Raw genomic sequence first — 15,055 nt, forward strand, 5'->3', positions numbered from 1 at the left:
GGGTCCCGGCTTTCGCCGGGATGATCGGAGTTTGAAATGTCCGCAACCGAAGGCCACTCCGCCCCCGCCCTCGACCTGCCGACCGACAACGGCGGCCGGGTCTCCCTCTCCGCCCTCAAGGGCAAGCCCGCCGTCGTCTATTTCTATCCCAAGGACGACACGACCGGCTGCACCCGCGAGGCCCAGGACTTCACCGCGCTTGCGCCCGACTTCGCCGCCCTGGGCGTTCCCGTCATCGGCGTGTCCAAGGACACGGTGAAGAAGCACGATCGGTTCAAGGCCAAATACGACCTCGCCGTCGTCCTGGCCTCGGACGAGGACGGCGCGGCTTGCGAGGCCTGGGGCGTCTGGGTGCAGAAGAAGCTCTACGGCCGCGAATATATGGGCATAGAGCGCGCGACCTTCCTGATCGACGCCGACGGCCGGGTCGTCCGGGCCTGGCGCAACGTCAAGGTCGCCGACCACGCCGCCGCCGTTCTGGAGGCCGCCCGTTCATTGGGTTGAATTCCGATTCGGAGTTTCGCCAAATGCGCGAATCTCAATCAACAATCGCGTGATGAGGCCGTAAAACTTCATCAATCGTGGTTAACAGGGCGTGAACAGTCTTGCCCGTGTCATCGTTGCACCGGATAAACCCCACCTCGACGTGGGGGCGTTGCGTAATGACCGTGCAAGATCAGTCGCCGGAATCATCTTGGTTCGAACGTTTTTTGCCCGTTCGATACCTTTATCTGCGCAGCCGTGACGATATCCGGGCCTATGCCCTGACCGCGCAGAGACAGCTGGTTCTGGGCGCGGTCGCCGTGGCCGTCGCCCTCTGGTCCCTGGTGGCCTCCGGCGCCTTCCTGTTCGACCTCATCGCCCAGCACCGCTCCGACGCCGAGGTCGTGCGCGCGCGCGCCGCGTCGGAACGTCTGAACGCCGACCTTCAGGCCCGGCTGGAAAGCGCGGTGGTCCGCATGTCCGCCGCCAACGGCTCGCTGGAACAGACCGCCGCCATGATCGAACGGCGCCACGCCGCCCTGACCACGGTGATGACCGACTTCCACGGCGTAGAGGGAGCCCAGCGCGCCCTCGCGCCCGCCGCCATCCCCGACAGCGCCAGCCCGATCCAGCGGATTCTGGCCGTGCGCCTGGATCAGGAACGGCTGCTGGACCGGGCCGAGGACTTCGCCCAGACCCGCGCGGAACGGCTGCGTCTCGCCTTCCGTCTGGCGGGTCTGAACCCGGCCGCCTATGTCGCCGCGTCCGAGCCCCTGGGCGGCCCCCTGGTCGAGGCGCGCGACCCGCGCGCCCTGGCCGCCATCCTGGACGTGGACGAGCCCTTCGCCGTCCGCATCCGCCACGCCGCCACCAATCTGAACGAGATGCGGGCCCTGACCGACGCCGCCGGGGGCCTGCCGTTCAAACGCCCGACCCAGGCCCGCACCACCTCGGGCTTCGGCGTCCGCTTCGATCCGTTCAACGGCCGGCCCGCCGTCCACCAGGGCCAGGACTTCGCCGCTCCCCTGAACACGCCCATCTACGCCACGGCCCCGGGCGTGGTCGCCTACGCCGGCGTCCGTTCAGGCTATGGCAATACTGTAGAGCTAGACCATGGTCGCGGTTTCAAGACGCGTTACGCCCATCTCAACACCCTGGGGGTTCAGCCCGGCCAGTCGGTCGCGCTCGGCCAACGTATCGGAGGGATGGGCACGACGGGCCGCTCCACCGGCGTCCACCTCCATTACGAAGTCTGGCTGAACGGCCGACCCCAGAACCCCGCACGCTTCCTCAGAGCAGGAGACCAACTTGTTCAACAAAATTAGCAAACCCTCGAGCCCGACCCCGGCGGCTCGCCCGACCGCTCCGGTCATCCCGCCGCTGCCGGACATGCCCGCCGCGCCGCGCGCCGGCGGCGCCGCCCCTTCGGCCGTGCCGACCGGCCGCGGTCTGTCGACCCTGTCGTCCGACCTAGTGTTCGAAGGCAATGTCTCGGGCGCCGGCGATCTGCAGATCGACGGCCAGGTGAAGGGCGACGTCCGCGTCGGCCGCCTGATCGTCGGCGAGACCGGCGCCGTCGAAGGCAATGTTCAGGCCGACTATGTCGAGGTGCGCGGCCGGGTCGTCGGCGGCGTCCAGGGCAAGCAGGTCAAACTGGTCGCCACCGCCTATGTGGACGGCGACATCACGGCCGAACAGCTGTCGATCGACGTCGGCGCCTTCTTCCAGGGCCGCGTCGCCCAGGGCCAGCGTCAGGCGCCCGCCCCCGCCGCCGTGACCCCGGTCGCGCCGGTCGTACAGGCGGCGCCCCCTCTCGCTCCGAAGCCGGAAACCGCTCCGGTCGTCCAGGGGAAGGAAACGGTCTGACCCCGAGGCCCTGAAGTCAAAAGGGCGGCCCGGTGTCCGGGCCGCCCTTTTTCTTGTCCGCGGTCGTCCCGACGCCGATCAGGCGTCCGCGCTGGAGCCGCGCGTCTCGCCGACCCGCGCCGCCAGGGCCGCGCCCATGAAGGCGTCCAGATCGCCGTCCAGCACCCCTTGGGTGTCCGAGGTCTCGACCTCGGTCCGCAGGTCCTTCACCATCTGGTACGGCTGCAGCACATAGGATCGGATCTGGTGTCCCCAGCCGATGTCGGTCTTGGCGTCCGCCAGGGCCTGGGCCACGGCTTCGCGCTTCTGCAGTTCCAGCTCATACAGCCGCGCCCGCAGCATCTTCCACGCCTGTTCGCGGTTCTGGTGCTGCGACCGGCCGGCCTGGCAAGCCACGACGGTGTTGGTCGGAACGTGGGTCAGACGCACGGCCGAGTCCGTCTTGTTGATGTGCTGACCGCCCGCGCCCGAGGCGCGATAGGTGTCGGTGCGAACGTCCGACGGATTGATGTCGATCTCGATGGCGTCGTCCACGACCGGCGACACGCCGATGGAGGCGAAGCTGGTGTGCCGCTTGGCCGCCGCGTCATAGGGGCTGATCCGCACCAGGCGGTGCACGCCCGATTCCGACTTCAGCCAGCCATAGGCGTTGGGGCCGGACACCAGGATGGTGGCCGACTTGACCCCCGCCTGTTCGCCTTCTTCATAGGCCTCGATCGTGACCTCATAGCCATGCGCCTTGGCCCAGCGCGAATACATTCGCAGCAGCATGCCGGCCCAGTCGTTCGACTCCGTGCCGCCGGCGCCGGAATTGACTTCCAGATAGGCGTCGTTGCCGTCGGCCTCGCCGGACAGCAGGGCTTCCAGCTCGGCCCGGGCGGCGCGGTCCTTGATGCCCCGCAGCAGGACGCGCGCCTCTTCCAGCGCGCCCTCGTCGCCTTCCTCGTCCGCCATCTCGGCCAGCATCACCCCGTCCTCGAGGTCCTGCTCCATCGCCTTGACGGTGTTGATCTTGGCTTCCAGCTGCGAACGATCGCGGCTGACGGCCTGGGCTTCTTCGGGCTTGTCCCACAGGGTCGGATCCTCGACCCGCGCGTTCAGCTCATCGAGCTTTCTTAGAGCGACATCCCAGTCAAAGACGCCTCCTGAGCAGAGCGACGCTCTGCTCGATGTCGGCCTTCATGGCCTCGACATCCGGTCTCATCGCAATCTCCAGCGACACAGGGCCCTCAGACAGCAAGGCTCGCGGCCTTGCAAAAGGGCAGGATTAAAGGAAAACGGCGCGCCACGAGGACGCGCCGTTCGAAAGGCCTACCTAGAGCCTCAATACAATCCGCTCAAGTCCTCGGCCGGCGCCTTCTTCGGCGGAGGGGCGGCGGCGGGCGGCGGTGGCGCTGCGGCTGCGGCGGCGGCGGCCTCCTGCTCGCGGCGGATCACCTCATAATAGTTCTGGGGCCCGACGGGCTGGGTCGGGGCCTGGACCGGCCGCGGGGCCTGACGTTCCGTACCCGGACGGAATGCCTCTTCGATGCCGTTCACCATGCGGAAGACGGCGTTCTTGGGCCGCACGAAGGGCCGCGCCGGCCGTTCCTTCAGCGCCGCCTGCATGAATTCGGTGAACACCGGCACGGCGGCCGAGGCGCCCGCCTCGCCCGACCCCAGCGACCGGTTGTCGTCGAAGCCGATGAAGACGCCCACCACGATGTCGGTGGTGAAGCCGACGAACCAGGCCGACCGATATTCATTGGTCGTGCCGGTCTTACCCGCCACCCACCGGCCCAGGCCGCGCGCGCTGGCGGCCGTGCCCCGCTGGACCACGCCTTCCAGCATCGAACTCATCTGATAGGCGGTGATGGGATCGATGACCTGGGTTCCGCGCGGTTGAAGGCGCGGCGATTCCTGACCGGAGAAACCCCTGGCGCAGTCGCGGCAGCTGCGGGTGTCGGCGCGGAAGATGGTCTCGCCGTCGCGATCCTGGACATAGTCGATCAGATAGGGCGTGACCCGCCGCCCACCGTTGGCGAAGGCGGAATAGGCGGCCGTGATCTCCAGCGGCGTCACCTCGCCGGCGCCCAGCGACACCGACAGGTTGGGCGTCAGGCCGGGGATGCCCATCCGGGCCGACTGATCGACGATCTTCTTCATGCCCACCGACTGGGCCAGCCGCACCGTCATGACGTTCCGGGACAGCTCCAGCCCGCGCCGCAGGCTCTGCGGCCCATAGTATTCGCGGCTGTAGTTCTCCGGCGTCCAGCGCTGGCCGTTGGCCCCGCCCGCGAAGCTGATCGGCGCGTCCAGCACGATGGAGGCCGGGGTGAAGTCGCCTTCCAGGGCGGTCGCATAGACGAAGGGCTTGAAGGCTGAACCCGGCTGGCGCCGCGCCTGGGTCGCCCGGTTGAAGCTGGACAGGGCGTAGGAATAGCCCCCCACCATCGCCAGCACCCGGCCCGACTGGGGCTCGATCGCCACCAGGGCGCCGTTGACGCGCGGCACCTGTTTCAGGGCGTACTGACCGCCCTTCCGCTCGACGAAGATCAGTTCGCCGCGCCGCAGTTGCTTGTTGGCGTTGGCCCAGGCGGCGTCGGCGGCGATCAGGGTTCCGGTCTCGTCATCCTTGGCGGTGCGGATGCGGACGGTGTTTCCGCTGACGCTCTCGATGGCGGCGGCCTGCCAGGTGCGGCGTTCGGGCGGCGCCTGTTCCTTCAGGGCGGCGGCCTGCCATCCCTCGGCGAAGTCCGTCGTGCCCCAGCCCCCGCGCCAGCCGTGGCGACGGTCATAATTCTCCAGCCCCTGCATCAGGGCCTGCCGCGCCGCCGTCTGCAGCGTCGGATCCAGGGTGGTGCGCATATAGAAGCCGCCGGCGCGCAGCTGCGCCCCGAAGTCCGGATTGGCGGCGGCCTGGCGCCGCGCCTCTTCCACGAAGAAGTCGGCGTCCTTGTACTCCGACCGTTGCGGCGCATCGCGCGTGACCAGCGGCCGGGCGCGCGCCTCGACCAGCTGGGCCTCGGTCAGCCAGCCGCTCTGCTCCATCTCGCCCAGCACCCAGTCCCGCCGGCCCTTGGCCGCGCCGGGGTGGCGTTTGGGGTGATAATTGTTCGGTCCCTTGGGCAGGGAGGCCAGGAAGGCCGCCTCGTCCGGGGTCAGCTGCGCCAGCGACTTGCCGAAATAGTTGTAGGCGGCCGAGGCGATGCCGAACGAGCGATAGCCCAGGAAGATTTCGTTCAGATACAGGTTGAGGATCTGCTCCTTGGACAGGGTCGCCTCCAGGCGATTGGCCAGGATGGCTTCCTTCAGCTTGCGGTTCAGGCTCGATTCGTTGGTCAGCAGGACGTTCTTGGCCACCTGCTGGGTGATGGTCGATCCGCCCTCCAGCCGGCGCCCCTGCACCAGGTTGAAGATGTTCTTGATCGAGGCCCGGCCGATGCCGCCCACGTCGATCCCGCCGTGCTGGAAGAAGTTGCGGTCTTCCGCGGCCAGGAAGGCCTGCACCACGGTCAGGGGAATCTGGTCATAGGACACATAGATTCGCCGCTCGTCCGAGAATTCGCCGATCAGGGTGCCGTCGCCGGCATAGACCCGCGTCGCGGTCGGCGGCCGATAATCGGCCAGCTCGGACGCGTCCGGCAGGTCGTGAAACAGCCACGCCGCATAGACGGCGACCACCAACCCCGCCAGGGCGATGCCGCCCAGCAGAACCATGCCCGCCCACACGAACCAGCGTTCGGCAATCTTCACTGCGTACTCCGACGACGCGCCCCGAAAGGGTGCTTTAGACCGCGTCGCCCCCTAAAGGCTAGGGCGCGGATGCAACGCCCCCTTACCGTCTCCCGTTAAGCCCCCATCTGAAGCCTTCGCAACCCAAGGAGCCCACCATGGAAGTTCTCTATCGCGCCCAGGCCACCGCCTCCGGCGGCGGCCGCGAGGACGGCCGCTCGGCCACCGACGACGGCAAGATCGACGTCAAACTGTCCACGCCCAAGGAAATGGGCGGCAAGGGCGGCGACGGGACCAATCCCGAACAGCTGTTCGCCACCGGCTACGCCGCCTGCTACCTCGGCGCCCTGCGTCTGGTCAGCGGCAAGGCCGGAACCCCGGTCGGCCCGGACACCAAGATCACCGCCGGTATCGGCTTCGGCAAGAATACGCGCGGCGAGGGCTTCAATCTCGACGTCGAACTGACCGTCACCGACCACGGCCTCGACCAGGCCGTCATCGACGACCTGATCGAAAAGGCCCACCAGGTCTGTCCCTATTCCAACGCCACGCGCGGCAACGTCGATGTGCGTCTCAGCGCGAAATAACCGCATGAAGGGCCGCGCGCGTGTTGAGCCGCGCGCGCGGCGCCTCTAGATGGAGGCATGACCTCCCCGCTCGACGCCACTCCCGACCCCCTGCTGACGCTCGAACCCGCCCGCCGCGTGACCCTGCGCGAGGCCTTCGGCGTGGACAGCGACATGACCGTGCCCGCCTTCGCCGAGCGCGACAGCCATGTGCCCGAGATCGACGAGGCCTATCGCTTTGATCCGCAGACGACGATCGCCATCTGCGCCGGCTTCGCCTTCGACCGCCGCGTCATGGTCCAGGGCTATCACGGCACGGGCAAGTCGACCCATATCGAACAGGTCGCCGCCCGCCTGAACTGGCCCCTGGTGCGCGTCAACCTGGACAGCCATGTCAGCCGGATCGACCTGATCGGCAAGGACGCCATCGTCCTGAAGGACGGCAAGCAGATCACCGAATTCCGCGAGGGCATCCTGCCCTGGGCGCTGCAACGCCCCGTCGCCCTGGTGTTCGACGAATATGACGCCGGCCGCCCCGACGTGATGTTCGTGATCCAGCGCGTGCTCGAGGCCCAGGGCCGCCTGACCCTGCTGGACCAGAACCGCGTCATCCGGCCCAACAAGCATTTCCGCCTGTTCGCCACGACCAACACCATCGGCCTGGGCGACACCACGGGCCTGTATCACGGCGCGCAACAGATCAATCAGGCCCAGCTGGACCGCTGGAACATCGTCACGACGCTGAACTACCTCGACCACGACGTCGAGGCCGAGATCGTCGCCGCCAAGGTGCCCGAGTGGAAGGACGCCGAGGGCCGCCGCCGCATCGCCGCCATGGTCCGCGTCGCCGACATGACCCGCAACGCCTTCATGAACGGCGACATCTCCACCGTCATGTCGCCCCGCACCGTCATCACCTGGGCCCAGAACGCCATCATCTTCGGGGGCGACCTGGCGCTCAGCTTCCGCCTGACCTTCCTGAACAAGTGCGACGAACTGGAACGCCCCACCATCGCCGAGTTCTACCAACGGGCGTTTGGGGAAGACCTGCCGGAGGCGGCGACGCGGGTGAAGGTGGGTTAGAACGACATCGTTATGGTGACGCCAGTTCGCTCAATCAGATCCCGTTTTTCTCGCAAAGATACCGGATCGTAAGGTGCAGGCACCCTCTCCGCGACCCTATCTAAAAAATCGAGTGGCTCCGACTTCTTATTCTTCAAAGAAATTACCTCGCTATCACTCAGGATGATCTGAGAGATGCCTACGCGATATCGCTCTGCGTAACCCTCCATCCCTTTCGGCAGCGGTACCCCGTCAGATGAAACACGATAACAAAACCACGATCTGTTGGAGAATCTCTTATGGGATATCGCTTCAAATATCATCTGCTCCCACATGCTGTCGGACAACTTAACTTCACAGGATGAAATCTCTAGTTCGACCGCACCGAACAATTCGACCCTGTCAACTCCAATGATGTCAGGATTTCCCCACTTACCTCCCGCTTTCAAGTTCGACATATCCTTCGAGGTATATCCCTTAGATTGAAGCCATAGCTCCGTCAGCGGATACAAGTCTCGCTCAGATATTTTCTCCTTTGTTTTACCTTGCTCGACGAATTGCTCATCAATAGGCTTATGATCAAATTCCGGCTTTTCGCTAATATCGAGCCAATACCCCTTTCGCGGGCCACCACTAACTATTCTACTCTCGGTGTCGTCGTTTGCAGCGTAGCTCAGGTATGAAACCATACTACCATCCGTCAGGTCCACTTTCATAAGACCTTTGGAAATTCTCGATTTAATCTCGTCTATAATTTGCTTGTTCGATTTTGATGACGCGGGTCCGACACTCTTAGAGTCTGACAGATATGACTCTATCCCGTCTACGAATGCTCTATACGTATCGCTGGCCACGACTCATACATCTCCACGTTGATTTTCTTGGCTTAATGAAGCTTGATCTCAATTGCTAGACGAAGCCGCCCTCGGCCTAATCATCTCCAGCGCATCGCCCATCTTCGCCCGCTGCATCCGCAGGTCGTAGCTCTTCTGCAGGTTTAGGAAGAACCCCTCGCTCACTCCCCAGTAGCGGGCCAGGCGCAGGTCGGTGTCGGCGGTGATCGCGCGCTTGCCGAGCACAATCTCATTGATCCGGCGCGGCGGCACCCCAATGGCCTTGGCCAGCGCAGTCTGGCTCAAACCCGCAGGAAGGATGAACTCCTCCAGCAGGATTTCACCCGGCGTCACCGGTTCCATCAGTTCCTCAGTGGTAGTCGCAGATTTCGACATCTTCGGCGCCTCCGTCTGTCCAGCGGAAACAAATCCGCCACTGCTGATTGATCCGGATCGAATGCTGTCCCTTCCGGTCGCCTGACAAGGCCTCCAGCCGGTTTCCCGGCGGCGATCTCAGGTCGTCCAGCCGCGAGGCCGCATCGATCAGCTCCAGCTTCCGCTGCGCCGCGCGTCGGATATCCGGCGGCAGTCGCCGTATGGCGACGCCGTTCCAGAAGCGCTCCGTCTCGCGATCACGGAAACTGCGGATCATGGCGGCAGCATAACGTACGGCGTTATGCCGATCAATCAAGCACGATTGAGGCCTCGTTAAGCTCCCTCGCGTAAGGCCACGCTTGAAGCGGGGACTTGGCGTAGTGGCCGACAGTACAGATTACCTAAAAGCCTATGCTGACCGTTACCGGGACATGTTCCCGGTGCGGCTGGTCACTATCGCCGCGATCGTGATCGTGGGCTGGTGGGTGATCGGCTGGGGTTGGGCGACCAATTTCGCGGTCTTCCAGTTCGGGCTCTACCTGGTGCTCTGGAACGTCGTCCAGACCGCTCGCGCCCGCCCCCGCGCCCCGGGGGCCGAGCGGCGTTTCAGGCTCAGCACCGAGGCCGTCACCCTCGGCCTCTCCACGCACAACGCCCTGTTCATCCTCGCCGTCTGGCATTCCCAGCCCCATTATCTCGACTATCTGCGCCTGTTGCTGGCCGGCAATCTGATGGTCGGCGCCCTTCAGGTGCACATCAGCCGGCGCAGTTTCGCCGCCGCCGTCGTCCCGCCGTCCATCGCCGCCATGATCCTCGCCTCCAACCAGCCCCAGGCGACCACGGGGATCAAGGTCGCCGTCGGCGTGTTCGTCCTGGGCGTCATCGCCGCCTCCTGGCGCCAATGGCGCAGCGATCGCCAGACGGTCGAACTGATGGTGGCCCTGACCGAACGCTCGCGCGAGCTTCAGACCGCCCTGGCCCAGGCCGAGACAGACCGCGCCGCCGCCGAACGGGCCAACAGGGCCAAGTCCCGCTTCCTGGCCATGATCAGCCACGAGGTCCGCACCCCGCTGAACGTCATCCTGGGCCTGACCGAGGTCCTGCGCGGCCGTCGTCGACCCAAGGCCGAGGCCGCCGTGATCGACGACATGGCCGAGGCCGGGGGGATGCTGTTGCGCCTGCTGAACGGCGCCCTGGACATCTCCAAGATCGAGTCCGGCGAGGTCGATCTGCGCCTCGCCCCGGTCGATCTGGGCGAGCGGCTGGACGCCATCGCGCGCGTCTGGCGATCCCGCGTGGACGAACTGGGCCTGAGCCTGAAGATCGAGCTTCAGGGCGTGCGCGAGCATTTCGTCGTGATGACGGACGAGGGCCGGGTCGAGCAGGTCCTGATCAACTATCTGTCCAATGCGCTGAAGCTGACGCCGGCCGGGACCATCTGCATCCGGATCCGCGCCCTGCCCGCCGCCGACGGCCGCATCGACCTGGATTTCGAGGTTCACGACCAGGGCCCCGGCGTGCCCGAGGATCAGCGCGAACGCATCTTCCTGCCGTTCGAACAACTGGACGCCGGCCGCGCGGCGGGCGGCGCCGGCCTGGGTTTGGCCCTGTGTCGCGCCAGCGTCCAGGCCCTGGGCGGCGCCCTCGGCGTGCGGGCGGCCCAGCCCCGGGGCGCGGTCTTCTGGTTCCGCTTCACGGCCGAGCGGGCGACGCTTTCGACCGCCGCCGTCCAGCCCCACGCCCCGAACGCCTCGGTCGCCGCCCCGCGCGCGCCCCGCGTCCTGGCCGCCGAGGATCATGCGGCGAACCGCAAGCTGCTGGCCCTGCTGTTCCAGTCCTTCGGCCTGGACCTGGTGCTGGTCGAGAACGGGCGCGAGGCGGTCGAGGCCCTGCGCGCGACGCCCTTCGATCTGGTCCTGATGGATGTGATGATGCCGGTCATGGACGGGGTCGAGGCCCTGACGGCCATCCGCGCCGAGGAGGCCGCCACCGGCCGCCCCCGCACGGCGATCCAGATGCTGACCGCCAATGTGTTCGACGAGGACGTGGCCCGCTACATGGCGGCCGGCGCCGACGGCGTTCTGCGCAAGCCCATCGAGATCGCCGCCCTCCAGGCCGTTCTCTCGGCCGCCCCCCAGCACGCCGACGCCTGAGGGGGCCGCGTCCCCACACGCCGTCGTGGCGCGAATCCCTTCGCCGCCCTATCTTGGGTGAACATGCCCATCCGCCGCCTCTCCCCCGAAACCGTCAACCGCATCGCCGCCGGCGAGGTGGTCGAGCGGCCGGCCAGCGCCATCAAGGAACTGGTCGAGAACGCCCTGGACGCGGGCGGCCGCAATATCGAGATCCAGGCCGACGGCGGCGGCCTGTCGCGCATCCTGATCGCCGACGACGGCAAGGGCATTCCCAAGGCCGAACTGCCCCTGGCCATCGAGCGCCACGCCACCTCCAAGCTGGAGCCCGACGACGCCGGCGACGTGGACCTGTTGCGCATCCACACCCTGGGCTTCCGGGGCGAGGCCCTGCCCTCGATCGGCTCGGTCGCCCGCCTGTCGATCACCACCCGGTCGCGTGACGAGGCCGAGGCCTGGGTCATCCAGGTCGAGGGCGGCGCGACCCGCCCCCTGGCCCCCGCCCCCTTCCCCGGCCCGCACGGCGCGCGGGTCGAGGTGCGCGACCTCTTCTACGCCACCCCCGCCCGGCTCAAGTTCATGAAGTCCGAACGGGCCGAGGCCATGGCCATTTCGGAAGAGATCAAACGCCAGGCCATGGCGCACGAGGCCGTCGCCTTCACCCTGTCGCTGGACGGCAAGGTCGCCCTGCGCCTGCCCGCCGAACACCCCGGCGACGAGGGCCGGTTGAAGCGGCTGTCGGCCCTGCTGGGCCGCGACTTCGAGGCCAACGCCCTGCTGATCGATCAAGAGCGGGACGGGGTGCGGCTGTCGGGCTACGCCGGCCTGCCCACCTATTCGCGCGGCAATGCGGCGCATCAGTATCTGTTCGTCAACGGCCGCCCGGTGAAGGATCGCCTGCTGCAAGGGGCCCTGCGCGGCGCCTATGCCGACTTTCTGGCCAGGGACCGGCACCCGGCCGCCGTCCTGTTCCTGGACATCGACCCGCTGTACGTGGACGTCAACGTCCACCCCGCCAAGGCCGAGGTCCGGTTCCGCGACCCGGCCCTGGTGCGCGGCCTGATCGTCGGCGCCCTGAGGCATGCGCTCCACGCCGCCGGCCATCGCGCCTCCACCACCGTCGCCGCCGACGCCATGGCGGGGTTCCAGCCCCACACCGGCGTCACCACCGGACCGGCCTACAGCCCCAGCGCCCCGTCGGCCCAGGGCTTCAGCGGCTGGACCGGCTGGTCCCAGCCCGCCGCCGCCGCCCAGATCATCCCCGGCCTCCACGAACGCAGCGCCCGCGTCGAACCGAGCTGGGACGCCCCCGCCTGGCCTCAGCACCCCGCCCAAGACAGCGACCTCGCCACTCGCCACTCGCCACTCGCCACTCCCCTAGACCCCCTCGACTACCCCCTGGGCGCCGCGCGGGGCCAACTGCACGCCAACTATATCGTGGCCCAGACCCGCGACGGCCTGGTCATCGTCGATCAGCACGCCGCCCACGAGCGGCTGGTCTATGAGCGGATGAAGGCCCAGATGGCCGAAGGGTCCGTGACCCGCCAGGCCTTGCTGACGCCCGAGGTGGTCGATCTGGACCCGGCCGAGGCCGAACGCGTCGCCTCCCGCGCCGAGGAACTGGCCGAGATGGGCCTGATCGTCGAGGCCTTCGGCGCCGGCGCCGTCCTGGTGCGCGAAACCCCGGCGATGTTGGGCGACACCGACGTGCAAGGGTTGATCCGCGACATCGCCGACGATTTAGCCGAACACGGCGCCGCACTGTCGCTGAAGGAGCGGATGGCCGAGGTCTGCGGCACCATGGCCTGCCACGGCAGCGTCCGCTCCGGCCGCATCCTCACCGCCCCCGAAATGAACGCCCTGCTCCGCCAGATGGAAGCCACCCCGCATTCAGGCCAGTGCAACCACGGCCGCCCGACCTATGTGGAGCTGAAGCTGCACGATCTGGAGAAGCTGTTCGGGAGACGGTGAAGGGTGAGTGGTGACTGGTGAGTAGTGAGTGCGCACCCACGCCGCCGCACGCCATCCTTGGACGCTCGCATCCACGCCACACCCTGTCCTCAAGCGTTCGCACCCACCCCACCCCGTCATCCTCGGGCTTGTCCCGAGGATCCATACTCCCGGTCTCAACGCCGTCGCACCCTGCGGACACACCGGGCGTATGGATCCTCGCCACAAGGGCGAGGATGACGGGTGCTAAGAAGCGCTCACCAAATGAACGTCTTTTCGCAAAATAAGAGGTTACCCCCTTAACGAAACTCCACGTCGTTGGGGCCAAAGGAGTCGTCGAGGTCGTTGGCTTCAATGGGAGCGTTTTTGACAACAGCACCCCACACATCCTCACCGAAACGCCCATCGATCCGGGCATATTCAAGTGTATGAATGATTGCGACACGGTTGTCACGCCCCCCGAATTCGTCTTCGAGATCATAAAAACCAATCGCGTCAAGCTTTCCGGCGAGTTGATTTTTGTCAACAAATGACAAAACCTTATTCATAAAACTACCCTTCACCGCATACACATCGGAGAACGGATCTTCATCGTAGGTCTCGCGCTGAATGTTCTCATGGAAAATCGGCTCAAGCCGATTGTAATAGGCAAACGCTAGAGAGTTGCTGAAACGATCAGGGTTCTGCAGATAACCGAGCAGAAAACCCTGCCTTTTGAGCTCGTACAAAGCGACAATCTGAGCGTCCATAACCATCCTCCCGAAGTTGTTTGTCCAGCGATACGGCGTGAACCATCCAGCGGTCAAGCTCCCCCCCTCAACGCGGAACTCCTGAAAGCCCCATGCCCTCCATCCTCTTCGTCTGCCTCGGCAACATCTGTCGCTCTCCCCTCGCCGAGGCCGCCCTCCGCGCCGAGGCTCAACGCCTGCGTCTCGACCTGATCGTCGAGTCCGCCGGCACGGGGAACTGGCATATCGGCCATCCGCCCGATCCGCGCGCCCAGGCCGTGGCGCGCAAACATGGGATCGATATTTCCGGCTATCAGGGCCGGCAGGTGACGCCGGCGGACTTCCGCCGGTTCACCCACGTCATCGCCCTGGACCACGACAACCTGGCCAATCTGCGCCGGATCGCCCCCAGGGACGATGAAGGGGGCGCCGTCGCCGAACTCAGCCTGCTGCTCGACCACGTGCCCGGCCGCGAGGGCCAGGCCGTGACCGATCCCTATTTCGGCGACGACGCCGGGTTCGAGGTCACCTGGGCCGAGGTTACGGCTGCGGCGGAACAGCTGGCCGAGAGACTGCGCCGCACGCGCGACTGACCGCGCCCCCTCCGTCTCGCCGGCTTCGCCGGCGATCCACCTCCCCCAAGGGGGGAGGATTTCGGTCGTCGTCACCGTTCGCATTCCTCCTCCCTGGGGGGAAGATTTCGGTCGTCACCACCGTTCGCATTCCTCCCCCATTGGGGGAGGGGGACCGCCGCGCTCTTCGCGCGGTGGTGGAGGGGGCTTGCCGCGCACCGGGTCTCGACGCACATTCCCGCCATGGATGCGCCGCGTAAAACCCTGGATAGCGCCCGTGAACTCCGCCGCAACCTGACCCTGCCCGAGGTCCTGCTGTGGCAGGCGTTGCGCAAACGGGGGCTGTGCGGGGCGCGGTTCCGGCGTCAGCATCCGATCGGCCCCTATATCCTCGACTTCTACTGCGACGCGGCCCGGCTGGCGGTCGAGATCGACGGGTCCAGCCATGACGCCCCCGATCAGGCGCGGCATGACGCCCGCCGCACCGACTGGCTGAACCAGAGGGGCGTCGCCGTGCTGCGGATACCGGCGCGGGATGTGCTGGCGGACATGGCCGGGGTGCTGGAGGGGATCGGGTTACGGCTCAAGGCCTAGCCGGGCCCCCTCCGTCTCGCCGGCTTCGCCGGCGATCCACCTCCCCCAAGGGGGGAGGATTTCGGTCATCGCCACGCGCATTCTCGGCCATCGCCGTTCGCATTCCTCCCCCCTTGGGGGAGGGGGACCGCCGCGCCTCTTGCGCGGTGGTGGAGGGGGCTGGGCGCGCGGCCGGCGCCC

15 protein-coding genes are annotated in these 15,055 nt (G+C 66.6%); 9 read left to right on the plus strand and 6 right to left on the minus strand.

Going from position 1 to position 15,055, the window contains the following annotated elements:
• The first annotated feature begins 36 nt into the window (after positions 1 to 36).
• The 3 genes from AC07NC_RS14775 to AC07NC_RS14785 all read left to right on the plus strand — a co-directional run bounded on the left by AC07NC_RS14775 (position 37) and on the right by AC07NC_RS14785 (position 2,349).
• Complete coding sequence (locus AC07NC_RS14775; protein WP_494569974.1) at positions 37 to 504, plus strand: peroxiredoxin; 468 nt, start codon at positions 37 to 39, stop codon at positions 502 to 504.
• A gap of 158 nt (positions 505 to 662) precedes the next feature.
• Positions 663 to 1,808, plus strand: a complete 1,146-nt coding sequence (locus tag AC07NC_RS14780; RefSeq protein ID WP_494569975.1) for a peptidoglycan DD-metalloendopeptidase family protein — start codon at positions 663 to 665, stop codon at positions 1,806 to 1,808.
• On the plus strand, positions 1,792 to 2,349 hold the full coding sequence (locus tag AC07NC_RS14785) for a bactofilin family protein (RefSeq protein WP_494569976.1): 558 nt from the start codon (positions 1,792 to 1,794) through the stop codon (positions 2,347 to 2,349). The genes AC07NC_RS14780 and AC07NC_RS14785 overlap by 17 nt, the downstream gene beginning before the upstream one ends.
• Positions 2,350 to 2,427: 78 nt before the next feature.
• Here the strand turns inward: AC07NC_RS14785 and prfB are convergent.
• A protein-coding gene (gene prfB / locus AC07NC_RS14790; RefSeq protein WP_494569977.1) for a peptide chain release factor 2 occupies positions 2,428 to 3,553 on the minus strand; the annotation gives its coding sequence in 2 pieces (ribosomal slippage) (positions 2,428 to 3,483 and positions 3,485 to 3,553; 1,125 coding nt in all).
• Between the two features lie 119 nt (positions 3,554 to 3,672).
• Positions 3,673 to 6,084: a penicillin-binding protein 1A gene (locus AC07NC_RS14795; RefSeq protein WP_494569978.1), complete on the minus strand. Its 2,412-nt coding sequence runs from the start codon at positions 6,082 to 6,084 to the stop codon at positions 3,673 to 3,675.
• A 137-nt stretch (positions 6,085 to 6,221) separates the two neighbouring features.
• Between AC07NC_RS14795 and AC07NC_RS14800 the strand changes: the two genes are divergently transcribed.
• Both AC07NC_RS14800 and cobS read left to right on the plus strand, forming a co-directional pair.
• Positions 6,222 to 6,650 (plus strand): organic hydroperoxide resistance protein, encoded by a 429-nt coding sequence (locus AC07NC_RS14800; RefSeq protein ID WP_492070822.1) that lies wholly within the window; start codon positions 6,222 to 6,224, stop codon positions 6,648 to 6,650.
• Between the two features lie 57 nt (positions 6,651 to 6,707).
• On the plus strand, positions 6,708 to 7,712 hold the full coding sequence (cobS, locus tag AC07NC_RS14805) for a cobaltochelatase subunit CobS (RefSeq protein WP_008262747.1): 1,005 nt from the start codon (positions 6,708 to 6,710) through the stop codon (positions 7,710 to 7,712).
• Here cobS and AC07NC_RS14810 read toward each other — a convergent pair.
• The 3 genes from AC07NC_RS14810 to AC07NC_RS14820 all read right to left on the minus strand — a co-directional run bounded on the left by AC07NC_RS14810 (position 7,709) and on the right by AC07NC_RS14820 (position 9,176).
• Complete coding sequence (locus AC07NC_RS14810) at positions 7,709 to 8,380, minus strand: hypothetical protein (RefSeq protein WP_494569979.1); 672 nt, start codon at positions 8,378 to 8,380, stop codon at positions 7,709 to 7,711. The two genes, cobS and AC07NC_RS14810, sit on opposite strands and share 4 nt — an antisense overlap.
• Before the next feature lie 213 nt (positions 8,381 to 8,593).
• Positions 8,594 to 8,887: a HigA family addiction module antitoxin gene (locus AC07NC_RS14815; RefSeq protein WP_494569980.1), complete on the minus strand. Its 294-nt coding sequence runs from the start codon at positions 8,885 to 8,887 to the stop codon at positions 8,594 to 8,596.
• Positions 8,888 to 8,894: 7 nt separating this feature from the next.
• Complete coding sequence (locus tag AC07NC_RS14820) at positions 8,895 to 9,176, minus strand: type II toxin-antitoxin system RelE/ParE family toxin (RefSeq protein ID WP_008259369.1); 282 nt, start codon at positions 9,174 to 9,176, stop codon at positions 8,895 to 8,897.
• Between the two features lie 103 nt (positions 9,177 to 9,279).
• On the opposite strand from AC07NC_RS14820, the gene AC07NC_RS14825 reads away from it, so the two are divergent.
• Together AC07NC_RS14825 and mutL are read left to right on the plus strand one after the other, a co-directional pair.
• A complete protein-coding gene (locus AC07NC_RS14825) occupies positions 9,280 to 11,052 on the plus strand; it encodes a response regulator (RefSeq protein ID WP_494569981.1) in 1,773 nt (590 codons plus the stop codon).
• Positions 11,053 to 11,115: 63 nt separating this feature from the next.
• Positions 11,116 to 13,002: a DNA mismatch repair endonuclease MutL gene (gene mutL / locus AC07NC_RS14830; RefSeq protein WP_494569982.1), complete on the plus strand. Its 1,887-nt coding sequence runs from the start codon at positions 11,116 to 11,118 to the stop codon at positions 13,000 to 13,002.
• 278 nt (positions 13,003 to 13,280) lie between these two features.
• Here mutL and AC07NC_RS14835 read toward each other — a convergent pair whose 3' ends face one another.
• Entirely contained in the window at positions 13,281 to 13,787 is a 507-nt protein-coding gene (locus tag AC07NC_RS14835) for a hypothetical protein (protein WP_494569983.1), read from the minus strand.
• Positions 13,788 to 13,822: 35 nt separating this feature from the next.
• Between AC07NC_RS14835 and AC07NC_RS14840 the strand changes: the two genes are divergently transcribed.
• Positions 13,823 to 14,302, plus strand: coding sequence for a low molecular weight protein-tyrosine-phosphatase (locus tag AC07NC_RS14840; RefSeq protein ID WP_494569984.1), 480 nt, complete (start codon positions 13,823 to 13,825; stop codon positions 14,300 to 14,302).
• Between the two features lie 222 nt (positions 14,303 to 14,524).
• Entirely contained in the window at positions 14,525 to 14,875 is a 351-nt protein-coding gene (locus tag AC07NC_RS14845; RefSeq protein ID WP_494569985.1) for an endonuclease domain-containing protein, read from the plus strand.
• Positions 14,876 to 15,055: the final 180 nt, after the last annotated feature.

Source organism: Brevundimonas sp. GW821-FHT10A07 (assembly GCF_059415785.1).